The organism is Mycobacterium sp. (assembly GCF_039583805.1).
Classification (GTDB): Bacteria; Actinomycetota; Actinomycetes; order Mycobacteriales; family Mycobacteriaceae; genus Mycobacterium.
The window spans coordinates 1-22,147 of sequence record NZ_JAVKSH010000060.1 but is presented as its reverse complement, the minus strand read 5'-3'; the positions used below and the strand labels follow the sequence as shown (position 1 = coordinate 22,147).

General features: G+C 69.2%; 27 protein-coding genes and 1 pseudogene. 26 read left to right on the top strand and 2 right to left on the bottom strand.

Going from position 1 to position 22,147, the window contains the following annotated elements; translation table 11 throughout:
- The first annotated feature begins 751 nt into the window (after positions 1-751).
- From dapB to ABDW21_RS09905, 14 genes are all read left to right on the top strand, one after another.
- Entirely contained in the window at positions 752-1,489 is a 738-nt protein-coding gene (dapB, locus tag ABDW21_RS09970) for a 4-hydroxy-tetrahydrodipicolinate reductase (RefSeq protein WP_343601105.1), read from the top strand.
- Entirely contained in the window at positions 1,486-1,950 is a 465-nt protein-coding gene (locus ABDW21_RS09965; protein ID WP_343601106.1) for a hypothetical protein, read from the top strand. The genes dapB and ABDW21_RS09965 overlap by 4 nt, the downstream gene beginning before the upstream one ends.
- Entirely contained in the window at positions 1,947-2,402 is a 456-nt protein-coding gene (locus tag ABDW21_RS09960) for an NAD(P)H-dependent oxidoreductase (protein ID WP_343601107.1), read from the top strand. The genes ABDW21_RS09965 and ABDW21_RS09960 overlap by 4 nt, the downstream gene beginning before the upstream one ends.
- Before the next feature lie 16 nt (positions 2,403-2,418).
- Positions 2,419-3,954, top strand: a complete 1,536-nt coding sequence (locus ABDW21_RS09955; protein ID WP_343710390.1) for an AMP-binding protein — start codon at positions 2,419-2,421, stop codon at positions 3,952-3,954.
- Positions 3,951-7,142: a carboxyl transferase domain-containing protein gene (locus ABDW21_RS09950; RefSeq protein WP_343710389.1), complete on the top strand. Its 3,192-nt coding sequence runs from the start codon at positions 3,951-3,953 to the stop codon at positions 7,140-7,142. Before ABDW21_RS09955 ends, ABDW21_RS09950 begins: the two co-directional genes overlap by 4 nt.
- Before the next feature lie 58 nt (positions 7,143-7,200).
- On the top strand, positions 7,201-7,449 hold the full coding sequence (locus ABDW21_RS09945) for a type II toxin-antitoxin system prevent-host-death family antitoxin (RefSeq protein ID WP_343601110.1): 249 nt from the start codon (positions 7,201-7,203) through the stop codon (positions 7,447-7,449).
- The gene (locus ABDW21_RS09940; protein WP_343601111.1) at positions 7,446-7,706 is read left to right on the top strand and encodes a Txe/YoeB family addiction module toxin; all 261 of its coding nucleotides are present in this window, start codon (positions 7,446-7,448) and stop codon (positions 7,704-7,706) included. Before ABDW21_RS09945 ends, ABDW21_RS09940 begins: the two co-directional genes overlap by 4 nt.
- Positions 7,707-7,843: 137 nt before the next feature.
- On the top strand, positions 7,844-8,554 hold the full coding sequence (locus tag ABDW21_RS09935; RefSeq protein WP_343601112.1) for a TetR/AcrR family transcriptional regulator: 711 nt from the start codon (positions 7,844-7,846) through the stop codon (positions 8,552-8,554).
- A gap of 61 nt (positions 8,555-8,615) precedes the next feature.
- Positions 8,616-9,437: an SDR family oxidoreductase gene (locus ABDW21_RS09930; protein WP_343601113.1), complete on the top strand. Its 822-nt coding sequence runs from the start codon at positions 8,616-8,618 to the stop codon at positions 9,435-9,437.
- Positions 9,438-9,448: 11 nt separating this feature from the next.
- On the top strand, positions 9,449-10,681 hold the full coding sequence (locus ABDW21_RS09925) for an acyl-CoA dehydrogenase family protein (RefSeq protein WP_343601114.1): 1,233 nt from the start codon (positions 9,449-9,451) through the stop codon (positions 10,679-10,681).
- On the top strand, positions 10,678-11,451 hold the full coding sequence (locus tag ABDW21_RS09920) for an SDR family oxidoreductase (RefSeq protein ID WP_343601115.1): 774 nt from the start codon (positions 10,678-10,680) through the stop codon (positions 11,449-11,451). The genes ABDW21_RS09925 and ABDW21_RS09920 overlap by 4 nt, the downstream gene beginning before the upstream one ends.
- Entirely contained in the window at positions 11,444-12,481 is a 1,038-nt protein-coding gene (locus tag ABDW21_RS09915) for a phosphotransferase family protein (protein WP_343601116.1), read from the top strand. Before ABDW21_RS09920 ends, ABDW21_RS09915 begins: the two co-directional genes overlap by 8 nt.
- A 17-nt stretch (positions 12,482-12,498) precedes the next feature.
- Positions 12,499-13,710: an acyl-CoA dehydrogenase family protein gene (locus ABDW21_RS09910; protein WP_343710388.1), complete on the top strand. Its 1,212-nt coding sequence runs from the start codon at positions 12,499-12,501 to the stop codon at positions 13,708-13,710.
- Positions 13,707-14,795, top strand: a complete 1,089-nt coding sequence (locus tag ABDW21_RS09905) for an acyl-CoA dehydrogenase family protein (protein ID WP_343710387.1) — start codon at positions 13,707-13,709, stop codon at positions 14,793-14,795. Before ABDW21_RS09910 ends, ABDW21_RS09905 begins: the two co-directional genes overlap by 4 nt.
- A gap of 96 nt (positions 14,796-14,891) precedes the next feature.
- On the opposite strand, the gene ABDW21_RS09900 is transcribed toward ABDW21_RS09905, so the two are convergent.
- Both ABDW21_RS09900 and ABDW21_RS09895 read right to left on the bottom strand, forming a co-directional pair.
- Positions 14,892-15,932, bottom strand: coding sequence for a TIGR03617 family F420-dependent LLM class oxidoreductase (locus ABDW21_RS09900; RefSeq protein ID WP_343710386.1), 1,041 nt, complete (start codon positions 15,930-15,932; stop codon positions 14,892-14,894).
- A gap of 12 nt (positions 15,933-15,944) precedes the next feature.
- Positions 15,945-16,697 carry a dienelactone hydrolase family protein gene (locus ABDW21_RS09895; RefSeq protein ID WP_343710385.1) on the bottom strand — a complete coding sequence of 251 codons (753 nt, stop codon included), beginning with the start codon at positions 16,695-16,697 and terminating at the stop codon, positions 15,945-15,947.
- 42 nt (positions 16,698-16,739) lie between these two features.
- Between ABDW21_RS09895 and thyA the strand changes: the two are divergent.
- From thyA to ABDW21_RS09835, 12 genes and pseudogenes are all read left to right on the top strand, one after another.
- A pseudogene (gene thyA, locus ABDW21_RS09890) lies at positions 16,740-17,159 on the top strand (thymidylate synthase); the annotation flags it as partial.
- Between the two features lie 164 nt (positions 17,160-17,323).
- Positions 17,324-17,551: a hypothetical protein gene (locus ABDW21_RS09885; protein ID WP_343710384.1), complete on the top strand. Its 228-nt coding sequence runs from the start codon at positions 17,324-17,326 to the stop codon at positions 17,549-17,551.
- A gap of 183 nt (positions 17,552-17,734) precedes the next feature.
- A complete protein-coding gene (locus tag ABDW21_RS09880) occupies positions 17,735-18,007 on the top strand; it encodes a hypothetical protein (protein WP_343601122.1) in 273 nt (90 codons plus the stop codon).
- Entirely contained in the window at positions 18,004-18,300 is a 297-nt protein-coding gene (locus ABDW21_RS09875) for a hypothetical protein (protein WP_343601123.1), read from the top strand. Before ABDW21_RS09880 ends, ABDW21_RS09875 begins: the two co-directional genes overlap by 4 nt.
- Before the next feature lie 40 nt (positions 18,301-18,340).
- Positions 18,341-18,553, top strand: a complete 213-nt coding sequence (locus ABDW21_RS09870) for a hypothetical protein (RefSeq protein ID WP_343710383.1) — start codon at positions 18,341-18,343, stop codon at positions 18,551-18,553.
- Positions 18,554-18,820: 267 nt separating this feature from the next.
- Positions 18,821-19,210: a hypothetical protein gene (locus ABDW21_RS09865; RefSeq protein ID WP_343710382.1), complete on the top strand. Its 390-nt coding sequence runs from the start codon at positions 18,821-18,823 to the stop codon at positions 19,208-19,210.
- A gap of 268 nt (positions 19,211-19,478) precedes the next feature.
- Positions 19,479-20,279, top strand: coding sequence for a thymidylate synthase (locus tag ABDW21_RS09860; RefSeq protein ID WP_343710381.1), 801 nt, complete (start codon positions 19,479-19,481; stop codon positions 20,277-20,279).
- Positions 20,276-20,779, top strand: coding sequence for a dihydrofolate reductase (locus ABDW21_RS09855; protein ID WP_343710380.1), 504 nt, complete (start codon positions 20,276-20,278; stop codon positions 20,777-20,779). The genes ABDW21_RS09860 and ABDW21_RS09855 overlap by 4 nt, the downstream gene beginning before the upstream one ends.
- Positions 20,780-20,841: 62 nt before the next feature.
- Complete coding sequence (locus tag ABDW21_RS09850; protein ID WP_343601128.1) at positions 20,842-21,111, top strand: type II toxin-antitoxin system VapB family antitoxin; 270 nt, start codon at positions 20,842-20,844, stop codon at positions 21,109-21,111.
- Positions 21,108-21,503, top strand: coding sequence for a type II toxin-antitoxin system VapC family toxin (locus tag ABDW21_RS09845; RefSeq protein WP_343710379.1), 396 nt, complete (start codon positions 21,108-21,110; stop codon positions 21,501-21,503). Before ABDW21_RS09850 ends, ABDW21_RS09845 begins: the two co-directional genes overlap by 4 nt.
- Before the next feature lie 97 nt (positions 21,504-21,600).
- Positions 21,601-21,828 (top strand): antitoxin MazE-like protein, encoded by a 228-nt coding sequence (locus ABDW21_RS09840; RefSeq protein ID WP_343710378.1) that lies wholly within the window; start codon positions 21,601-21,603, stop codon positions 21,826-21,828.
- Entirely contained in the window at positions 21,825-22,145 is a 321-nt protein-coding gene (locus tag ABDW21_RS09835; protein WP_343710377.1) for a type II toxin-antitoxin system PemK/MazF family toxin, read from the top strand. Before ABDW21_RS09840 ends, ABDW21_RS09835 begins: the two co-directional genes overlap by 4 nt.
- The last annotated feature ends 2 nt before the right edge of the window (positions 22,146-22,147 follow it).

Here is a 22,147-nt window from a genome sequence, read left to right as displayed (position 1 = left end):
TCAAGCTGCGGTGTGACCGCCGACGGTCTGCCCTGACGGCCTTGGCTGCGATGGCGCCCGTTCCGCCAGATATCGCGAAGCGGTGAGCAAGAATCCGCGAATCAGCGAATACAACTCCGCGAATCGGCGGAGAATATCCCGCTGGATCACCAAACTCCGCGACAAAGTCGGCACACGCTTCGCCGGCGGACTCATCCTGCATGCCGGTCCACAAGCCCAGCCACTCGGCGACCGCCTCGCCGCCGTCCCCATCGACGCTCTCTGGACTCCAAGGGGGTTGCTTACTGATTTGCGAGCCAGGTCAGGTGCTTTGGTCGAGAATCCACCCGGCGGCACTCGTTGAGGTGCGGCAGCGTGCTGTTCGCCGCCGCTCTCGTTCCCCGCTACGGGTCAGCCCGCCGTCGACTGTGCACCTGCGGCATCGCATTGTGCGCCTGCAGATTTGAGCGTGCATCCAGGGCGGGTCACGTCGGCGTGTCGCCGCCCTGGATGCACAGTCGACGCCCAGGACGCATACTCGACGCCCGACTGCCAGCCCTAGCACCGGCCGTGTCAGCCGGCTGCGCAGGGGGAGAGTACCGACTTGCGTCTCCACGGCCGCGGTTGTGGATGAACGTCGAACCGGGGATAACGTCGTGACGTCACCCCGGCGTCGTCGCGCACGGTGGCCCTCACAGCGACACGCCCTCGTGCTCGGCTGACTCGTCGAGCGCGCCGAAGTCACCAAGACCGCGCGGTCTAATGTGGGCGCATGCGCGTAGCGGTGCTCGGAGCGAAGGGCAAAGTCGGCGCGACGATGGTCCAGGCGGTGCGGCACGCCGAGGACCTGACGCTGTCCGCGGAGGTCGACGCCGGCGACCCGCTGAGCCTGCTGACCGACAGCCATACCGAGGTCGTCATCGACTTCACCCACCCGGACGTGGTGATGGACAACCTGAAATTCCTGATCGACAACGGTATTCACGCCGTCGTCGGCACCACCGGGTTCACCGACGAGCGGCTGGGCCGGGTGCGGTCATGGCTGGCCGCCGCGCCGGGCACGGCGGTGCTCGTCGCCCCCAACTTCGCCATCGGCGCGGTGCTGTGCATGCGCTTCGCCGCGCAGGCCGCGCGGTTCTACGAGTCGGTGGAGGTGATCGAGCTGCATCACCCGCACAAGGCCGACGCCCCGTCGGGCACCGCGGCGCGCACCGCCGCGCTCATCGCGGAAGCGCGAAAAGGCCTGCCGCCCAACCCCGATGCCACCACCACCGGCCTGCCCGGCGCCCGTGGGGCCGACGTCGACGGCATCCCGGTGCACTCGGTCCGGCTGGCCGGCCTGGTGGCCCACCAGGAGGTGCTGCTGGGCACCGCGGGCGAGACCCTGACCATCCGCCACGACAGCCTCGACCGCAGCTCGTTCGTGCCCGGGGTGCTGCTGGCGGTCCGCCGAGTCGCCGAACACCCGGGCCTGACGGTCGGTATCGAGCCGCTGCTCGACCTGCGATGACCGACTCCGCGCGCAGGCTGCGCATCCCGGTGCTCGTCGCGTTCATGTGCGCGGCCCTGCTGACCTACCTGGTGTTGCTGGGCCGCTCGGCGCTGCTGCTGATCGGCTCCGGACGGGCGGCGGCCGTCGGCCTGGGGCTCGCGCTGATGATCCTGCCGGCCCTCGGGCTGTGGGCGATGCTTGCCACGTTGCGCAGCGGCTTCGCGCATCAGAAACTGGCCCGGCTCGTCGCCGAGGACGGGATGGAACTCGACGTCAGCGCGTTGCCGCGGCGGCCGTCGGGCCGTATCGACCGGTGTGCGGCCGACGCCCTCTTCGCCGCCGTTCGCGCCGAACTGGACCGCGATCCCGACGACTGGCGGCGCTGGTACCGGCTGGCCCGCGCCTACGACTACGCCGGCGACCGCCGCCGGGCGCGGCAGGCGATGACCACGGCCGTCGAGCTGCAGAGCCGCCAATGAGCAAGACGCTGTTGGTCATTCACCACACGCCGTCTCCGCACATGCAGGAGATGTTCGAGGCAGTGCTGTCCGGCGCCACCGACCCGGAGATCGACGACGTCACGGTGACACGGCGACCGGCGCTCACGGTCTCGCCGGCCGAGATGCTCGAGGCGGACGGCTACCTGCTGGGCAGCCCAGCCAACCTCGGCTACATCAGCGGTGCCCTCAAGCATGCGTTCGACGTGTGCTACTACCCGATCCTGGACGCCACCCGCGGGCGACCGTTCGGCCTGTACCTGCACGGCAATCAGGGCACCGAGGGCGCCGAGCGAGCCGTCGACTCCATCACGACCGGTCTGGGCTGGGTGAAAGCCGCCGCACACGTCGTGGTGTCGGGCAAGCCGGGCAAGGCCGACCTGCAGGCCTGCTGGGAACTCGGGGCGACGGTAGCCGCCCGGTTGACGCAGTGAGTGAAAGGAGCGGCACATGACAGCCACGACGCCGGTCGTCGAGATTTCGCGCGACCACAATCCGTTCGCCACCGTTGGTGTGTCCAGGGACCGCAACGGAATTGCGCATTACGACGAGCTGCCCGCCACGCTGCTGGAGATGCTCGCCGGCCACGTCGGCGCCCGACCGCACAGCGAGGCCGTGGTCGAGACCGGCGCCGGCCGGCTGACCTATCGGCAGCTGTGGGACGCCGCGGCCCGGGTGGCCGGCGGGTTGCGGGACGGCGGGCTGGCACGCGGCGACCGCGTCGCGGTGCGCTATCCCGCCGGCATCGCCTGGACGCTGGCATTCTGGGGCACGGTCATGGCCGGCGGTGTGGCGGTTCCGGTCAACACGCGCTCGGCGCAACCCGAGGTGGAGTTCGTTCTGCGCGACGCGGACGCCCGCGTGGATCTGGCCGCCGATACACCCCTTCCCGACGGCCGCCCCTACGTGGCCGACGATCTCGCCCGCGCCGACGTCGCGGCGCTGTTCTACACCTCGGGCACCACCGGCCGGCCCAAGGGTGTGCCGACCACCCACGAAGCGTTCCTGACCAACGGCGAGAACATGTTTCGCTGTTTGCAGGAGCCACGCGACCTTGGCGAGGAGTTCCGCACGCTGATCTCGGTGCCGCTGTTCCACGTCACCGGCTGCAACTCCCAGCTGTTGACCGCCGCCCACGTCGGCGGAACGTCGGTGATCATGCCCGCCCTGGATCTGGGACGGTTGATCGCCACGCTGCCCGGCGAGCGCATCTCCTCGATGGTCACCGTTCCCGCGGTGTACTCGTTGTTGTTGCGTCACAACGACTTCCAGGCAGCCGACGTCTCCGGGGTCAGATGGGTCGGCTACGGTGGCGCGCCGATCGCCCCATCACTGGTCATCGCGGTGAAGAACGCCTTCCCGCACGCCGCGGTGTTCAACGGCTACGGAATGACGGAGACGTCGTCGCTGATGACGGTGCTGCCCGACCGGGACGCCGTCGAGCACGCCGACTCGGTCGGCTATGCGGTGCCGTCGGTGGACCTGGGGGTGGTGCCCTTCGATGACGACCCGGCCACCGGGGAGTTGGTGACGCGCGGCGCCAACGTGACCGCCGGCTACTGGAACCGGCCGGACGCCACCGCCGCGACGATCGTCGACGGCTGGCTGCACACCGGCGACGTGGTGCGGGTGGACGACGCGGGCCGGGTGCACATCGTCGACCGGCTCAAGGACATCATCATCCGCGGCGGCGAAAACGTCTCCAGCGTCGAGGTGGAAGCGGCGCTGCTGTCGGCGCCCGGCGTGGCCGACGCGGCGGTGCTGGCGGTGCCCGACGAGGTGATGGGGGAGAAGGTCGGCGCGGTGCTGTTCGGCGAGCAGGTCGACGTGACCGCAGTCCTGGCGCACTGCCGCAACCAGCTCGCCGACTTCAAGATCCCGCAGTACGTCACCGTCGTCAACGAGGCGCTGCCCCGCAACGCCGGCGGCAAACTCCTCAAGGGCCAACTGCGGGAACAGGTGCGGTGGGGCGAAGCGCTGCGATGAGCAAGCCGCTGCTGGTCGCCAACCGCGGCGAGATCGCGCTGCGGATCATCCGCACCGCAACCGAACTCGGCCTGGCCACGGCCGCCGTCTACGCCGAGGACGACGCTGACAGCCCGCACGTGCACGCGGCCGACGAAGCTTTCGGGCTGCCGGGCGCCGGGCCCGCCGCCTATCTCGACCGCGACGGCATCCTCGCGGCGGCGCAGAAGTGCGGAGCCGGGCTCATTCATCCCGGCTACGGGTTCCTCAGCGAGAACGCGCAATTCGCGCGCGCGTGCTCCGCCGCCGGGCACACCTTCGTCGGGCCGGACGCCGAGGTGCTGGAGCTGTTCGGCGACAAGTCGGCGGCCCGCCGTGCCGCCCTCGCCGCCGGGGTGCCGGTGCTGCCGGCCACCGACGGCCCGTCCGACGTCGCCGAGGTCCGGGGTTTCTTCGCCGCCCACGACGGCGGGATCGTCATCAAGGCACTCGCCGGCGGCGGCGGCCGTGGCATGCGGATAGTGCTCAGCGCCAACCAGATCGACGACGCCTACCAGCGGTGCGCCGCGGAAGCCCAGCTGGGATTCGGCAACCCGGCGGTGTTCGCCGAGGCACTGGTCACCGGCGCCCGGCACGTCGAAGTGCAGATCGTCGGGGTGCCGACCCGCGCGCTGGCACTCGGCGACCGGGACTGCAGCATCCAGCGGCGCCACCAGAAGGTCATCGAAATAGCTCCGGCGCAGGGTATTTCGCAAGGGCTGCGGCGCCAGCTGCACCAGGCGGCGGTGCGGCTGTGCGCCGCCGCCGGCTACCGGGGGCTGGCGACCGTCGAATTCCTGCTCAGCGGTGAGGGGTTCGTCTTCCTGGAGGTCAACCCGCGCATCCAAGTCGAACACACCGTCACCGAAGAAGTCACCGGGATCGACCTGGTGGCAGCGCAATTGGCCATCGCCGCGGGCGCTACCTTCGACGAGCTGGGCCTGCCCACCGGAATCACCGCCGCCGGCGATCACGTCACCGGCGAGCCCGCCGCGGCGCGGGGCATCGCCGTCCAAACCAGGGTCGCCATGGAGACCGTCGACGCCGACGGGTCCGTCGTGCCCACCGCCGGCACCCTGGCGGTGTTCTCGCCGCCCACCGGCCCCGGCGTGCGCGTCGACACCTACGGGCGGCCGGGCCTGACGCCCAGCCCGCGCTACGACTCGCTGCTGGCCAAGGTGATCACCCACGTGCACAGTTCGTCGTGGCCGGCGGCGGTGCGTAAAGCCGACACGGCGCTGGCCGAATTCCGCATCGAGGGCCTGCGCACCAACATCGCGCTGCTGCGAGAAATATTGTCCGACAGCGAATTCCAATCGGGAACGGCGACGACGAGCTTCCTCGACGAGAAGCTGCCCGCGCTGGCCGGCACAACGCTGACACGAACCCGCGACGCCCCGCCCGCAGCGCCGGAGCTGTATCCGGGTGAGGAGGTGCTGCGCGCGCGGCTGGCCGGCACCGTCGTCGAGGTGGCGCCCGAGGACACCGCGCTGGCGGCCGGCGCTGCGGTGGTGGTGATCGAGGCGATGAAGATGCAGCATGTGCTGGCCGCGCCCGCCGCGCTGCGTACAGTGCACACCCTGGTGGCGCCCGGGCAGGTTGTCGGACCGGGCGACCCGCTGGTGGTCTTCCGCGGCGGCGGCGACGCGGCATCCGGCGAGTCCGGCGCCGGCCTCGACCTCGACCGGGTTCGCGCCGACCTCGACGAGGTCCGCCACCGGCACCTGCTCACCCTCGACGAAGGCCGGCCGGACGCTGTCGCCAAGCGGCACAGGCAGAATCGCCGCACCGCCCGGGAGAACATCGCCGACCTGGTGGATCCGGGCAGCTTCGTCGAATACGGCGCGCTGGCGGTCGCCGCGCAGCGCAGCCGTCGCTCCGACGAGGACCTGATGGCCAACACCCCGGCCGACGGCCTGGTGGCGGGCGTGGGGAGGATCAACGGGTCCGAGGCCGCCGTGCTGTCCTACGACTACACCGTGCTGGCCGGCACGCAGGGCATGCGCAACCACGCCAAAACCGACCGGGTCTTCGAGGTGGCCGCCCGCCGGAACCTGCCGGTGGTGCTGTTCGCCGAGGGCGGCGGCGGCCGGCCCGGGGACACCGACGTCGGCAACGTTGCCGGCCTGGACGTTCCGACGTTCCGCACGCTCGGCGCGCTGAGCGGCCGGGTGCCGCTGGTGTCGATCGTCTCCGGGCGCTGCTTCGCCGGCAACGCCGCGCTGGCCGGCGCCTGCGACGTCATCATCGCGACGCCCGACGCCAACATCGGGATGGGCGGGCCGGCCATGATCGAAGGCGGCGGGCTCGGCGAACACCGGCCCGAGGACATCGGACCCGTCGACGTGCAGCGGCGCAACGGGGTGATCGGCATGGTCGCGCGCGACGAGGCGCACGCGGTGGCGCTGGCCAAGCAGTACCTGTCCTATTTTCAGGGCAGTGCCGCCGGGTGGCAGGCGCCCGACCCGCGATGGGCGCGACATGTGGTGCCGGAGAACAGGTTACGGGCTTACGACGTGCACCGCGCGATCGAGGGGATCGTCGACGTCGGCTCCGTGCTCGCGTTGCGGCCCGACTACGGCGTCGGGGTGGTCACCGCGCTGGTGCGCGTGGAAGGCGTGGCATTCGGCCTGCTGGCCAACAGCAGCCACCACCTGGGCGGCGCGATCGACGCCGAGGCGGCCGACAAGATCGGCGACTTCTTCACGCTGTGCCAGTCGTTTTCGCTGCCGATGATCTCGCTGTGCGACACGCCGGGATTCATGGTCGGCCCGGAGGCAGAGAAGGACGCCACGGTCCGGCGCTTCGGCCGGCTGTTCGTGCTCGGCGCGCGGCTGAGCGTGCCGCTGGGCATGATCATCCTGCGCAAGGGGTACGGCCTGGGCGCGATGGCCATGGCGGGCGGCTCATTTCACGCCCCCGACTTCACGGTCGCCTGGCCGACCGGCGAGATCGGCGGCATGGGGCTGGAAGGCGCGGTGCGGCTCGGGTTCAGCAAGGAGCTGGCGGCGGTGGAGGACCCCGGCGAACGCCGGCAGCTGTTCGACACGCTGGTCGAGGCGGCCTACCGGCACGGCAAGGCGCTGACGTCGGCCACCACCTTCGAGCTCGACGACGTGATCGATCCCGCCGATTCACGGGCGTGGATCGCGCGGTTGGGCCGAGGCTAGAGTGGTACCATATTCGGTACCATTGTCGTGGAGGTGAAGTAGCGGAGGTGAAGTAACCGTGGCGCTGACGGCCAGCGAAGCGCGCAAGAAACTGTTCCCGCTCATCGAACAGGTCAACGAAGACAGGACGCCGGTCGAAATCATTTCCAAACGCGGCAACGCCGTGTTGCTGTCAGCGGATGACTACTCGGCTTGGGTTGAAACCGCATACCTGTTCCGGTCGCCGGCGAACGCGCGGCGGCTCTTGGATGCCCAGGAGGCATTTCACCGCGGCGAGGTTCTGGAGAAAGACCTTGACCGCGAGTGAATCTGCTGTTCACCCCGCAGGCGTGGGAGGACTACCTCTTCGGGCAGTCCACGGATCGCAACACACTCAAACGCATCAACAAGCTCCTGGACGCGGTGCTTCGTGACCCCCATGCGGGAATCGGCAAGCCCGAACCGCTCAAGTACGGGATCGACGGCGCGTGGTCGCGCCGCATCACCGGAGAGCACCGCCTGGTGTACGTCGTGACCGAAACCGCGGTCGTCGTCCTGCAGGCGCGTTACCACTACTCGAAGTGAGTCGCGCAACCGTCGTGGTCGATGCGTTGCCGGATGAGCAGGGGGCGTCTCCCGGATCGAAACGAACCTGACCTCCGTTCCACCGCCACCGCGCAACTTATGTGAATCTGACGTCAGGTTCAGATAAAATCCGAGAGATGGACGCGAGTGTGCCCGACGCACTGGACAGCGCGTCGGCGCCACCGCCGCTGGCACCGCCCGCGCTGCTGCGCCAACCGCCGGCGACCGTGCGCGGCGCCCGCACCCGCGCCGCGCTGGTCGCCGCTGCGCGCAAAGTCTTCGAGCGGGACGGCTACCTCGACAGCAAGCTCACCGACATCACCAAGGCGGCCAAGTGCGCGACCGGCTCCTTTTACACCTACTTCGCCAACAAGGAGGAGATCTTCGCGGCGGTCCTCGACGAGGCGCAGCGCGACATGATGCACCCGGGCATGGGCCGGGTCAGCGACACCGACGACCCCTACGCGGTGCTGGAGGCCAGTAACCGCGCCTACCTGCAAGCATATCGGCGTAACGCCAAGTTGATGGGGCTGCTGGAGCAGGTCGCGCAGATCGACCCGCAGTTCCGCACGATCCGCAAGCGCCGGGCGGACGCCTTCGTCGCGCGCAACGCGCGGGGCATCGCCGAGCTGCAGGCCCGCGGGATCGCCGACCCCGCGGTCGATCCGATGCTGGCCTCGCGGGCGCTGTCGGGCATGGTCAGCCGGCTGGCCTACAGCGTCTTCACGCTGGGCGAACACCAGGGCGGCGACGGCGAGCCGGCCGACTTCGAGGCGCTGGTGTGTCTGCTGACCCGGTTGTGGGCCAACGCGCTGCGGTTGCCGGTCCCGGATCGCCCAGCGAGTTGAATCCGAGACCGGATTCAACTATAGATGGAAGGACACTGTTCGCCATGACGAGGATGCTCTTGTGAAGGTCGCCCAGAAGGTTGCCGTTGTCACCGGCGGCGGTGGCGGCATCGGCGGCGCGATCGCCGCCGAACTCGCCCGCCAGGGCGCGCGGGTCGTCGTCGCCGACCTGGACGCCGACGCCGCCCGCACGGTCGCCGACGGGATCACCGCCGAGCGGCCCGGTACGGCGGTCAGCGCGGGCGCAGACGTCTGCGACACCGGCCAGATCCAGGGACTGATCGACCTCGCCGAGCGCGAATTCGGCCCGGTGGACATGTATTTCGCCAACGCGGGCATCGCCGGCACACCGGGCCTGCAGGTCAGCGAGCAGGACTGGGACCTCGCCCTCGAGGTGAACCTGCGCGCCCACATCCGCGCGGCGCAGCTGCTGGTGCCGGGCTGGGTCGACCGCGGCGAGGGCTACTTCGTGTCCACCGCATCGGCGGCCGGCCTGCTCACGCAGATCGGCGTCGCCACGTACTCGGTGACCAAACACGCGGCCGTCGGCTTCGCCGAATGGCTGCACATCGCCTACGGCGACCAGGGGGTGCGGGTCAGCTGCCTGTGCCCGATGGGCGTCAACACCAGGATGCTGCACTCCGGTGCGGAGTCCGGCGAGCCGCTGGCCGACATCGCGACCCGGGCGGTCACCGCCGCGGGTGAGGTGCTGGAGCCGGCCCGGGTCGCCGACGCCGTGCTGGCGGCCGTCGACGAGGAGCGTTTCCTGATCCTGCCGCACCCCGAAGTGCTGGAGATGTACCGCCAGAAGGCAACCGACTACGACCGTTGGCTGCGCGGCATGCGCCGCTACCAGCGCAGCCTGCTTGATCACCAACGCTGACAGGAGACGCCATGTCGTTGTTCGACATATCCGAGCGCGCACAGAAATACCAGACGGAGCTGCAGGAGTTCATGGACTCCCACGTCTACCCGGCCGAGCCGGTTTACGACGAGCAGATGCGCGAATCCGGCGACCCGCACTTCCAGCCGCCGATCGTCGAGCAGCTCAAGGCCGAGGCCCGACGGCGGGGGCTGTGGAACCTGTTCCACCCGCACCCGCAGTGGGGGCCCGGGCTGACCAACCTGGAGTACGCGCCGCTCGCCGAGATCATGGGCCGCAGCCCGCATCTCGCGCCCGAGGCCTGCAACTGCAGCGCCCCCGACACCGGCAACATGGAGGTGCTGACGCTGTTCGGCAGCGACGAGCACAAGGAGCGCTACCTCAAACCGTTGCTGGACGGCACCATCCGATCGGCGTTCGCCATGACCGAGCCGCAGGTGGCCAGCTCGGACGCCACCAATATCGAGCTGTCCATGGTGCGCGACGGCGACGAGTATGTGCTCAACGGCCGGAAGTGGTTCGCGTCCAACGCCTTACACAAGAACTGCGCGGTGATGATCGTGATGGGCAAGACCGACCCGACGGCCGCCCCGCACCGGCAGCAGTCGATGATGGTGGTGCCCATCGACGCGCCCGGCGTCACCGTGCTGCGCGGCCTGCCGGTGTTCGGCTACCAGGACCGCGAAGGCCACGCCGAGATCGACTTCCGCGACGTGCGGGTGCCGGCCACCGACGTGCTCAAAGGCGAGGGCGAGGGTTTCGCGATCAGCCAGGCCCGGCTGGGCCCCGGCCGCATCCACCACTGCATGCGGGCGATCGGCATGGCTGAACGTGCACTCGAATTACTGTGTAGGAGAGCGCAATCGCGGGTCACTTTCGGCAAACCGGTCAGTGAGAACGCCAACATCGGTGACTGGATCGCCGAGTCGCGCATCGACATCGAGATGATCCGGCTGCTCACCCTCAAGGCCGCGTACCTGATGGACACCGTCGGCAACAAGGAAGCCCAGACCGAGATCGCGGCGATCAAGGTGGCCGCCCCGCAGGTGGCGCTCAAGGTCGTCGACCGCGCCATCCAGGTGCACGGCGGCGGCGGCGTCACCGACGACTTCCCGCTGGCCATGGCGTGGGCGCACCTGCGCACGCTGCGGCTCGCCGACGGGCCGGACGAGGTGCACAAACGCGCCATCGCCCGTCGCGAACTACGCAAGTACCGCGACCACGCCAAGGCCGGTGCGCGATGACCGACCTGACCGGACGCACCGCCATCATCACCGGGGCCTCGCGGGGGATCGGGCTGGCGACCGCGCAGCGCCTCGCCGAGGCCGGGGCCAACGTGGTGCTGACATCGCGCAAGCAGGACAGCGCCGACGCGGCCGCCGCACAGGTCGGGGACACCGCGGTCGGGGGCACCGCGGTCGGGGTGGCCGCCCACGCCGTCGACGAGGACGCCGCGCGGCGCTGCGTCGAGCTGGCGATGGACCGGTTCGGCAGGGTGGACATCCTGGTCAACAACGCCGGGACCAACCCCGCCTACGGCCCGCTGATCGAGCAGGACCACGGCCGGTTCGCCAAGGTCTTCGACATCAACCTGTGGGCGCCGCTGCTGTGGACGTCGCTCGTCGTCACCGCGTCGATGCGGGAGCACGGCGGGGCGGTGGTCAACATGGCGTCCATCGGCGGCCTGCACTACGCGCCTTACATGGGGATGTACAACGCCACCAAGGCGGCGCTGATCCACGTGACCAAGCAACTGGCGCTGGAGCTTTCGCCGCGGGTGCGGGTCAACGCGATCTGCCCGGGCGTGGTGCGAACCCGGATGGCCGAGACGCTGTGGAAGGACCACGAGGAGGCGTTGTCGGCCAGCACCGCGTTGGGGCGCATCGGCGAGCCGGTCGACGTCGCGGGCGCGGTCGCCTTCCTGGTCTCCGACGCTGCGAGCTGGATCACCGGCGAGGCCATGGTGGTCGACGGCGGCCAGCTGCTCGGCAACGCGCAGGGGTTCCGTGGCTAGCACCCAGGCCCTCGGCGTCGACCCGGCGGCGGTCGCCGGCTGGATGGCGCAACTGGGGATCGGGTTCGCCGGCCCGCTGCGTTTCGAGCGGATCGGGTTGGGGCAGTCCAATTTGACCTACCTGGTGCGCGACGCCGGCGACGGACGATGGGTGCTGCGCCGGCCTCCGCTGGGCCATCTGCTGGCCTCGGCGCACGACGTGGCCCGCGAGGCGCGCATCCTGTCCGCGCTGGGCGACACCGCCGTGCCCACACCGCGGGTGTACGGGCTGACCCGCGCCGCCGGCTCCGACGGGGTGCCGTTGCTGTTGATGGAGTTCGTCGACGGGCTGGTGCTCGACCGGATGCCGGTGGTGGAATCGTTGACGCCGCAGCACCGCCGGCGGATCGGCCTGTCGCTGCCGACGACGCTGGCCCAGATCCACGCCGTCGACATCGCGGCGGTCGGCCTGGCGGACCTGGCCAGCCACAAGCCGTACGCGCAGCGGCAGCTCAAGCGCTGGGCCGGGCAGTGGGAGCTGTCCAAGACGCGGGAGCTGCCCGCGCTGGACGACCTGACCCGGCGGCTGACGGCGGCGGCGCCGCAGCATCAGGAGCTGACGCTGGTGCACGGCGACTTTCACCTGCGCAACGTCATCACCTCGCCCGCGACCGGCGAGGTGGTGGCGGTCCTGGACTGGGAGCTGTCCACCCTGGGCGACCCGCTGGCCGACATGGGCAGCCTGCTGGCGTACTGGCCGCAGGCCGGCGAGGAGGACATCGCCGGCGAGTTCGCCGCCGCGGCGCTGGACGGATTCCCGGACCGCGACGAGATGGCGCGGGTGTACCTGGCCGAGACCGGGCGAGACGCGGCGACGCTGAAGTACTGGCATGCGTTGGGGTTGTGGAAGATTGCCGTCATCGCCGAGGGCGTGATGCGCCGCGCCATGGACACACCGCAGAACAGGGCCGCCGCCGGCACGCCTACTGTGGAGCGCATCGACGCGTTGGTCCGCCAGGCCCGTGAGGTGGCCGACGATGCCGGGATCTGAACGGACGGGAGACGCCGATGACGACGGTTGAACACCAGGTCGACGAGGACCTGCGGGCGCGCGTGCAGGCGCTGCTCGACGAGCACGACCCGCGGGCCGAGGACGCCCGCGACTTCCTGGCGGCGCGGTTCGACGCGGGCCTGGCGTGGGTGCATTTTCCGCGCGGCTGCGGCGGGCTGGACCTGCCCCGGGACCATCAGGCGCAGGTCGACGCGCAACTGGCCGACGCGGGCGCACCGCCGGCGGGCGGCGGCAGGAACACCATCGGGCTGGGCATGGCGGCGCCGACCATCGCCGCGTTCGGCACCGACGAGCAGAAACGAAAATTCCTGCGCCCGCTGTTCACCGGCGAGCACGTCTACTGCCAGCTGTTCAGCGAGCCCGGTGCGGGGTCGGATCTGGCCGGGCTGGCCACCCGCGCCGTCCGCGAGGGCCCGGACAAAGACGGGGACTGGATTGTCAACGGGCAGAAGGTGTGGACGTCGGTTGCGCAGATCGCCCAGATGGCGATCCTGGTCGCCCGCACCGACCCGGACGTGCCCAAACACCAAGGGCTGACCTACTTCCTGTGCGATATGACCGATCCGGGCGTCGACATCCGCCCGCTGCGCCAGATCACCGGCGAGGCCGAATTCAACGAGGTGTTCCTGACCGACGTGCGGGTGCCCGACGCCAACCGGCTCGGCCCGGAGGGCGCCGGCTGGAAGGTGGCGACGACCACGCTCAACAACGAGCGGGTGGCCATCGGCTCGGTGTTCGGCACGGCCCGCGAGGCCGGGATGATCAGCAAGGTCACCGAGGCCTGGCGAGATCACCCCGAGCTGCGCAACCCGGCGATGCACGACGAGTTGATGCGGCTGTGGGTGGAGGCGGAGGTGGCCCGGCTGACCGGCGTGCGGCTGCGCCAACAGCTGACCGCCGGCCAGCCCGGCCCGGAGGGCGCCGGTTTGAAGGTGACGTTTGCCCGCCTGGCGCAGGCGATTTCGGGTTTCGAGATGGAGCTGCTCGGCGAGTCGGCGCTGCGCTACGACGACTGGACGTTGCTGCGGCCCGAACGCGCCGACTTCACCGGGCGCGGGCCGGGGTATCGCTACCTGCGGGCCCGGGGAAATTCGATCGAAGGCGGTACGTCGGAGATCCTGCGCAACACCATCGCCGAACGCATCCTCGGCCTGCCCGGCGAACACCGTGTCGACAAAGACGTCGCGTGGAAGGACCTGAACCGATGACCGACCTGCTGTACTCCGACACCGAGGAGGCCTTGCGGGACAGCGTGCGCCGGCTGTTCGCCGACCGGTGCCCGCCGGAATCCGTTGCCGCGCTGTATGATCCCGCACCGCCGGACTTCTCAGGTGTATGGCGGACGCTGAGTGTGGATCTGGGGTTGGCGGGTCTGCTGGTTCCCGAGTCGCTGGGCGGGGCGGGCGCGAGCGCCCGCGAGGCCGCCGTGGTGATGGAGGAGATCGGCCGGGCGGTGGCGCCGGTGCCGTTCCTGTCCAGCGCGGTGCTGGCCACCGTGGCGCTGCTGGCGGCCGGCGACACCGAGACGGTCGCGGCGTTGGCCGCCGGTGAGATCACCGCCGCGCTGGCGGTGTCGTTGTGCGCCGCGCCGGATGATGCGGTCGCGGGTGTGTCCTCCGGCGGCGACGGCCTGACCGGGCAGGTGACCGGTGTCGCGGGCGTCGCGCAGGCCGACGTGCTGGTGGTGCCGGCGGCCGGGCCGGGCGGAGTCGAGCTGCACACCGTCGCCGCGGCATCGGCGGGTGTCGAGACGTCGCCGGTGTTGGCTTTGGACATGACGAGATCCCTTGCCGACGTGACGTTTTCCGGCGCGGCGTCAACACCGGTGGGCTCAGCGCCGGCGGCGGTGACGACCGCGCTGCAGACGGGGGCCGCGTTGCTGGCGTCCGAACAGTTCGGCATCGCGCAGTGGTGTTTCGACACCACGCTGGCCTACGTCAAGGAGCGCAAGCAGTTCGGCCGCGCGATCGGCTCGTATCAGGCGATCAAACACCGGCTCGCCGACCTGTGGCTGGAGGTCAATTCGGCGGGCGCGGCGGCCCGCTACGCCGCCGACACCTGCGCGCGCGGCGACGACGACGCCGCCGTCGCCGCGGCCGTCGCGCAGGCGTATTGCAGCGGGGCGGCCGTGCACGCCGCCGAGGAGTGCATTCAGCTGCACGGCGGCATCGGGATGACGTGGGAATATCCCGCGCACCTGTATCTCAAGCGGGCCAAGAGCGACCAGGCGGCGTTCGGCAGCGGGTTCCGTCACCGGGCCCGGCTGGGCGAGCTGGTCGACCTGCCCGTCTGACCGAAGTTCTGAAGTGCCGCGAAAGTGCAAGTAGCGACGCCGCTACTCGGGAAATGCGTCGCCAGATGCACTTTCGCGGTCAGCTGGTCCGGCTGGTCAGCTGGCCTGGCTGGTCCGGCGGATCCGGCGGGCCACCTCGCCGTAGCGTTCGAGGCGCTCGGGGTCGCGCAGCGCGTCGTCGAGTGCGTTGTAGAGCACCAGCCGGGTGGCGACGGCGCCGTACTTGCGGGTCAGCGCGTCAGCCAGCCCGTCCCAGCTCGACTCGGTGGCGAACACTCCGACGTGCTCGTCGGTGATCTGGGCCGCCATGCCGGCGAAGTCGCCGGCTTTCTGCTTCTCGCGGACCCGTGCTGTGGTGCCCTCGAACCCGGCCTCGTCGAAGATGAACGCGTAGTTGGGTGTGCTGGCGTAGAAGGCCAGGCTCGCCCGCACTCGGTCGCGCTGCGCGTCGCGGTCGCTGTCGCTGTCGCCGACGATCGTCATCTCCGGCACGATCACCGCGATGTCCGACGTGCCGCGGTCGGCTTTGGCGGCGCCGTCGGCGATGTTGGGCAGGGCGTGCCGGCTGATGTAGCCCGGTTCGGCGATCGGATGGATGTGCACCCCGTCGGCCACCTCGCCGGCCATCCGTAACATCCACGGATTCACCGCCGCGACATCGACTTTCGGGTCGGGGACGTCGAGAGGCCCCGGGCTCCACTGCGGGGTGATGAAGTCGAGCTGGTAGAACTCGCCGCGGTGGTCGAGCGTGCCGGTGCGAAACGCGGAGAAGCACGCCTTGACGGCGAGCACGTAGTCGCGCAGCCGCGGGCCGGGCCGCTCGAAGGCCACGCCGTAACGCCCCACCACGTGGCGGCGCACCTGCGTGCCCAGACCCAGCCGGAACTTCCCGCCGGTCGCTTCGGCGAGCTCCCATGCCGTGGTCGCCGTGACGAAGGGGCTGCGCGGAAACGCCACCGCGACGCCGGTGGACAACTCCAGCCCGGGCGCGGCCTGCGAGGCGACCGCCGCGTTGAGGTAGGCCGTGCGGCCGGTCTCGGTGAACAGCAGACCGGAGAACCCGACCGCCTGGGTGCGCCGGGCCAGCTCACCGATCCGGCCCAGCGGCAGCGGGCCGGTCATCGCGTCGACGTGCATGGGATGCGCCGGCTAGGTTGCCTGTTTGCTGGCCAGCGTGGCCGCGAAGAACTCCCGCGTCGCCGTCCAGTGCCGCTCGGCGGCGCCGGCGTCATAGGACGGGTTGTCCGGGACCGCGAATCCGTGTGCGGCAGAGTAGAATTCGACGGTATGCTCGACGCCGGCGGTGGTCAGGGCCTTGTCCAGGGTGTCGCCGTTGTCCGCGGTGAACGACGCGTCGTTCTGCGCGCCGGCCACGTAGACCGCGGCGCGGATCTTCTCGGCCCGCAGGTGCGGGCTGTCGGGGGTGTCGGTGACCAGCCCGCCGGGGTGGAAGGCCGCCGCGGCCGCCACCCGCTGGGGGACGCGGCCGGCGACGGTGAACGACGCCCGCCCGCCCATGCAGTAGCCCGTGGTGCCGAACGTCTCGCCGGTGACCTCCGGGCGCGCCGCCAGGTAATCGAAGAACGCGGCCGCGTCACTTTCCATCATGTCCGGCGTGATGCTGGCAAGCATCGACATCAGCCGCGTGCGCTCGGCAGGGTCGCCATGGGCGGTCCGCATGTCAAACGGAGCCCAGTCACCGTGGCGGTAATAGACGTCGGGCAGCAGCACGGCGTACCCGAAGCCGGCCAGCGTGGCAGCCATCACGCGCAGGCTGTCGCGCACCCCGCCGGCGTCGACGTACATGACCACGCCGGGCCAGGGCCCCTGGCCGTCGGGGGTGAACAGCTGCACCGGGCAGGCGCCGTCGGGTGTGGTGACGGTGTCGGTGGTTGTCGGCATGGTTACCGTTCTACTACCCGGCTGTGGACGTAAGCTAGCCGCGTGCCGATCGCCACACCGTATGAGGATCTGCTGCGGCTGGTGCTCGAGCGGGGCACCCGCAAGGCCGACCGCACCGGCACCGGCACCCGCAGCCTGTTCGGCCACCAGATGCGCTATGACTTGTCGGCGGGTTTCCCGTTGATCACCACCAAGAAGGTGCACGTCAAGTCGGTGGTCTACGAGCTGCTGTGGTTTCTGCGCGGCGACTCCAACGTCGACTGGCTGCACCGGCATGGCGTCACGATCTGGGACGAATGGGCTTCTGCGACAGGCGATCTCGGCCCGGTCTACGGGGTGCAGTGGCGGTCGTGGCCGACGCCGTCGGGCGAGCAGGTCGACCAGATCAGCGCGGCGCTGCAGCTGCTGCGCACCGACCCGGACTCGCGGCGCATCGTCGTGTCGGCGTGGAACGTCGGCGAAGCAGCCCCCGCATGGGTCGCAAACCCGCACACTGGACAACCGTCGACCGTGACTACGAACGAATCCGCATCGATATGCAAACGCTGTTCAACGATCTCGCCATCGAAACACCGCTAGCCGCTTGAGGATTCCCCGCAAGCCAGCCATTCCACATCGACAACAAATTGTCGATAGTCGATCCTCAAGCGGCTAGCACCAACGAGCGCCGTTATGAGGCCGCGCTACGGCGCCTTCCCGACGCGCACTCCTTAGCGCTGCGGCTGCGCGACGCCGGCGTCGCCGACGACGTGATCTGCGGTTACCTGCAGATCCAACCCGAGGGCCTGGACAGCGTCTTTGAGCTGGCACGCCAGAAATTGCATACCGAACTCGGCAAAATTCCCGAGGGTTAACTGTGGGCGCGCGCAGCTGGCTAGCATCGACGAATGAGTGACCGTTGGCCCTTGACGGGCCGCGGTGAAGAGCTTCGGTTGGTCCATGCAGCGCTCGCCGACGGCGAACGCCGTCAGTCGTATTCTCGCGGCTGAGGCGTCCGCGTACACGTTTCGTGTACACTCTCGTTGTGGAGGGCGCCGGTGTGGCATGAGCTGAATTGGAACGATGAGAACGAAGCGCACATCGCCCGCCACGGTGTAACCCCGAACGAAGTTCATCAAGTTGTCGACAGCGATCCGCGGATCTACCAGGTCGGCCACGAGAACACTCGGCTGGTGTTCGGCACCACCTACAACGGCCGACACCTGGTGGTAGTCCTGGCTGACGGACTCGACGGCCGCGACTACGTAGTCACCGCCCGAGACATGACCCCCGAGGAAAAGGCCACCTTCCAGCGAAAGACACCATCATGACCGACCGACTCTCCGACCTGGCCCGCCACTACGACACCACCGATCTGAGCGCGCAGATCGACGCGGCCGAACCAGCAACCCCGACCGCCACCACCGCAGAGCCGATGGACGCCTTCACAGTGCGCCTGCCGGTCACCCTGCTCGCCATCCTGCGCGAACGTGCTGCCGCCGAGAACACCACAACCGGCCAGATGATCCGGCGCACCCTCGAAGCCGCATTGAGCGCCACCGTCGACGACGACAAAACCATCCCCGTCCACAAACTCCGGGCACTCATAGCCGACGCATCCTAACCAGCTCACCGAATCGGGAAGCGCCGAAGCGAGGGCAGACGTGACCGCTTCTAGCACCAACGAGCGCCGGAATGAGGCCGCGCTACGGCGCCTTCCCGATGCGCACTCCCTGGCGCTGCGGCTGCGCGACGCCGGTGTAGCCGACGAGGTGATCTGCGGTTACCTGCAGATCGAACCCGAGGGCCTGGACAGCGTCTTTGAGCTGGCACGCCAGAAATTGCATACCGAACTCGGCAAAATTGCCGAGGGTTAACTGTGGGCGCGCGCAGCTGGCTAGCGTCGACGAATGAGTGACCGTTGGCCCTTGACGGGCCGCGGTGAAGAGCTTCGGTTGGTCAACGCAGCGCTCGCCGACAGCGAACGCCACGGGGTCCTCATCCCGGGACTGTGCACGCTATCGCCGAGTCCGGCGTCGTTGAGGTTGCTGTGAAAAACTTGGGCGTCGTACGGCGTGTGGCCCGGTGGTGGCAAGCAGGCGCGGGCGTCACTGTCGCCGCCGCGCGCCACCGCGGTCCTGGCGATGCTGGCTGGGGCGCCTGCTGCTCACGCCGACGGCGACACCTACACCGACGTGCTGAACAGCGCCAGCCAAGCGGCGAATAACGGCGCTATCGTGCTGGCCGACGCCGAAGCAACGCTGCCTGCGGGAATCAACCCATTCGAGCCGGAAGTTTTCTTGGGTTCGCAGGGAATCGAGATCCAGAACACTCTCTCCTCGGTCATCGCTGGGGCAGAGTCGCTCCAGGGCACCTTGCCGGCGGTGGAGCAAACCAGCCCGGGACTGCTCGCCGCGGACCAGGGGCTGCTCACTGCCAGCACCGATTTGCTCAGCGCCGACAAGGTTCAGCGCCGACAAGGTTCAGCGCCGACAAGGTATTGGCTGCTGACCCGGGTTCGCTCACGGATCTAGTCACGGTGCTCGCCACTGGCGCCACCCGGGCGGTTCCAGCCATCGTCGAGGCAGAGTTCACCGATTTTTATGCCCTCCTCTTCCAGTGAGGCCGGCCTTGGACATTCCCATACCGTGACCAGGGGGCTTGCGCGCAGCTGCGCAGCTCGAACACCGCCGCCGGATATCCTCGATCGTGCTTGTCGGCGGTACCACCGACCCTCGCCGGTCTGCCCGCATTGCATGAGCGTCGACCCGCTGCGCCCGGCTGTGGACGTAAGCTAGCCGCGTGCCGATCGCCACACCGTATGAGGATCTGCTGCGGCTGGTGCTCGAGCGGGGCACCCGCAAGGCCGACCGCACCGGCACCGGCACCCGCAGCCTGTTCGGCCACCAGATGCGCTATGACTTGTCGGCGGGTTTCCCGTTGATCACCACCAAGAAGGTGCACGTCAAGTCGGTGGTCTACGAGCTGCTGTGGTTTCTGCGCGGCGACTCCAACGTCGACTGGCTGCACCGGCATGGCGTCACGATCTGGGACGAATGGGCTTCTGCGACAGGCGATCTCGGCCCGGTCTACGGGGTGCAGTGGCGGTCGTGGCCGACGCCGTCGGGCGAGCAGGTCGACCAGATCAGCGCGGCGCTGCAGCTGCTGCGCACCGACCCGGACTCGCGGCGCATCGTCGTGTCGGCGTGGAACGTCGGCGAACTCGACCGGATGGCGTTGCCGCCGTGTCACCTGCTGTTCCAGTTCTATGTGGCCGACGGCCGGCTGAGCTGCCAGCTCTACCAGCGCAGCGCCGACCTGTTCCTGGGCGTGCCGTTCAACATCGCCAGCTACGCGCTGCTCACCCACATGATGGCCGCGCAGGCGGGCTTGGCGGTCGGTGAGTTCGTGTGGACCGGCGGGGACTGCCACATCTACGACAACCACGTCGAGCAGGTGCGTCTGCAGCTGTCCCGCCAACCACGGCCATACCCGGAACTCGTTCTGGCACACCGGGAGTCAATCTTCGACTACACCTACGACGACGTCGTCGTCAAAAACTACGATCCGCATCCGGCGATCAAAGCGCCTGTCGCGGTATGACGGTCAGCCTGATCTGGGCTCAGTCGACGTCGGGGGTGATCGGGCGCGACGGCGGAATTCCGTGGCAGTTGCCCGAAGACCAGGCCCGCTTCAAACAGCTCACCCTGGGCCACACGGTGGTGATGGGGCGGCGGACCTGGGAGTCGCTGCCGGCCTCGGTGCGCCCGCTGCCCGGCCGGCGCAACGTCGTGGTGACCCGCCAACCCGACTACGCGGCCGACGGCGCCGACGTTGCCGCCAGCCTCGAGGAGACGCTGAGCGATCCGCAGGTGTGGGTGATCGGCGGCGCCGAGATCTACGCGCTCGCACTGCCGCTGGCGCATCGCTGCGAGGTCACCGAGGTCGACGTCGACCTGCGGCCTGACGACGCCGACGCGCTCGCTCCGGCGCTGGACCAGACCTGGATCGGCGGCACGGGGGAGTGGTTGACCAGCAGCACCGGGCTGCGCTACCGGCTGCACAGCTACCACCGGGGGTCAACGGTGGCGGATCAACCGTGACATTTTGACCGGGGCAGCCGGATCCAGGCAGATTTCTACCACTATGGCGGTAGTCTTCTACCATGAGCCTGAATATCAAGAGTGAACGTACCGTCGCGCTGGTGCGTGAATTGGCTGCGCGCACCGGCACCGGTCAGACCGCGGCGGTCGAGGACGCCGTTGCACGCCGGCTCGCGGAATTGGACAGCGGTGAGACGGCCCGCACCGAGGCCCGGCGGGCGGCGGCCGAGGACATTCTGCGCGACCTCGGTGAACTTCTCACCGACGAGGACAAGCGGGTGATCCGAGCAAACGAAGTAGAGCTTTACGACGCCAACGGTCTGTCGCGGTGATCGTCGACACCTCCGCGCTCGTCGCCATCGCGCTCGGTGAGCCGGGCGCCGAGGCGCTCAAAGAGGCGCTGGTGCACTCGCCGAATTCCCGCATGTCCGCACCCAGTTACGTCGAGTTGTGTGCGGTCGTTCACCGGCAGGGCAGGCCCGAGATCACTCGGATGGTGGATCGTCTACTGGACGCCTACGGAATCCACATCGAAGCCTTCGACGCCCACCAAGCCCGCATTGCCGCGCAGGCATATCGCGACTACGGGCGCGGCAGCGGACATCCGGCCGGGCTCAACCCGGGAGATACCTTCAGCTACGCCCTGGCTCTGGTCGCCGGGGAGCCGCTGCTATTTCGAGGCGACGATTTCACCTACACCGATATTCGGTCTGGAGGTCGTTGAGCCGTAGGGACATGAGACGACGGCTCGGCCGGCGTAGCGCAATGCGGGTGTCATCGAGGGTGTTGCATGCAACCCTGTTTCATGCAACAGTTGAGGTATGGCTACATCGACACGGCGGGTCAGATCGACACGGCGGGTCAGCGACTACCGTCGGCGCATGCGGGAACGCGGGTATCGCCCCGTCCAAGTGTGGGTGCCCGACGTCCGATCGGCCGAGTTCGCCGCAGAAGCACACCGCGAAGCGCTCGCACTGGCCGAAGCCGACCGGCACAGCGACGACATGGACTTCGTTGAGGCGATCTCCGACCTGACCGACGACGAGTGACCCGCGGCGAGCTCTGGACCGTCTCGGTAGGCGTTTACGCCGCCAAGCCCCGGCCGGCGCTCATCATTCAAGACGACCTGTTCGACGCAACTCAGTCGGTCGTCGTGATCCCGCTGACGAGCACCGCGGCCGACGCACCGACAACCCGCATCCCGATACCTACGACCACCGGCATCACTCAACCCAGCTTCGCCATGATCGACAAAATCACCACAGTGCGCCGGTCGAACCTCGGCGAACGGATCGGCCGCGTACCCACCACGCTCATCGTTGACATCGAACGCTCACTCATGGTGTTCCTCGGCCTAGCCTCCTGAGC

Coding starts and splice junctions, on each gene's coding strand:
- dapB (WP_343601105.1), top strand. CDS start 752: ATGCGCGTAGCGGTGCTCGGAGCGAAGGGCAAAGTCGGCGCGACGATG.
- ABDW21_RS09965 (WP_343601106.1), top strand. CDS start 1,486: ATGACCGACTCCGCGCGCAGGCTGCGCATCCCGGTGCTCGTCGCGTTC.
- ABDW21_RS09960 (WP_343601107.1), top strand. CDS start 1,947: ATGAGCAAGACGCTGTTGGTCATTCACCACACGCCGTCTCCGCACATG.
- ABDW21_RS09955 (WP_343710390.1), top strand. CDS start 2,419: ATGACAGCCACGACGCCGGTCGTCGAGATTTCGCGCGACCACAATCCG.
- ABDW21_RS09950 (WP_343710389.1), top strand. CDS start 3,951: ATGAGCAAGCCGCTGCTGGTCGCCAACCGCGGCGAGATCGCGCTGCGG.
- ABDW21_RS09935 (WP_343601112.1), top strand. CDS start 7,844: ATGGACGCGAGTGTGCCCGACGCACTGGACAGCGCGTCGGCGCCACCG.
- ABDW21_RS09925 (WP_343601114.1), top strand. CDS start 9,449: ATGTCGTTGTTCGACATATCCGAGCGCGCACAGAAATACCAGACGGAG.
- ABDW21_RS09920 (WP_343601115.1), top strand. CDS start 10,678: ATGACCGACCTGACCGGACGCACCGCCATCATCACCGGGGCCTCGCGG.
- ABDW21_RS09910 (WP_343710388.1), top strand. CDS start 12,499: ATGACGACGGTTGAACACCAGGTCGACGAGGACCTGCGGGCGCGCGTG.
- ABDW21_RS09905 (WP_343710387.1), top strand. CDS start 13,707: ATGACCGACCTGCTGTACTCCGACACCGAGGAGGCCTTGCGGGACAGC.
- ABDW21_RS09900 (WP_343710386.1), bottom strand. CDS start 15,932: ATGCACGTCGACGCGATGACCGGCCCGCTGCCGCTGGGCCGGATCGGT.
- ABDW21_RS09895 (WP_343710385.1), bottom strand. CDS start 16,697: ATGCCGACAACCACCGACACCGTCACCACACCCGACGGCGCCTGCCCG.
- ABDW21_RS09875 (WP_343601123.1), top strand. CDS start 18,004: ATGACCGACCGACTCTCCGACCTGGCCCGCCACTACGACACCACCGAT.
- ABDW21_RS09865 (WP_343710382.1), top strand. CDS start 18,821: ATGCTGGCTGGGGCGCCTGCTGCTCACGCCGACGGCGACACCTACACC.
- ABDW21_RS09855 (WP_343710380.1), top strand. CDS start 20,276: ATGACGGTCAGCCTGATCTGGGCTCAGTCGACGTCGGGGGTGATCGGG.
- ABDW21_RS09850 (WP_343601128.1), top strand. CDS start 20,842: ATGAGCCTGAATATCAAGAGTGAACGTACCGTCGCGCTGGTGCGTGAA.
- ABDW21_RS09840 (WP_343710378.1), top strand. CDS start 21,601: ATGGCTACATCGACACGGCGGGTCAGATCGACACGGCGGGTCAGCGAC.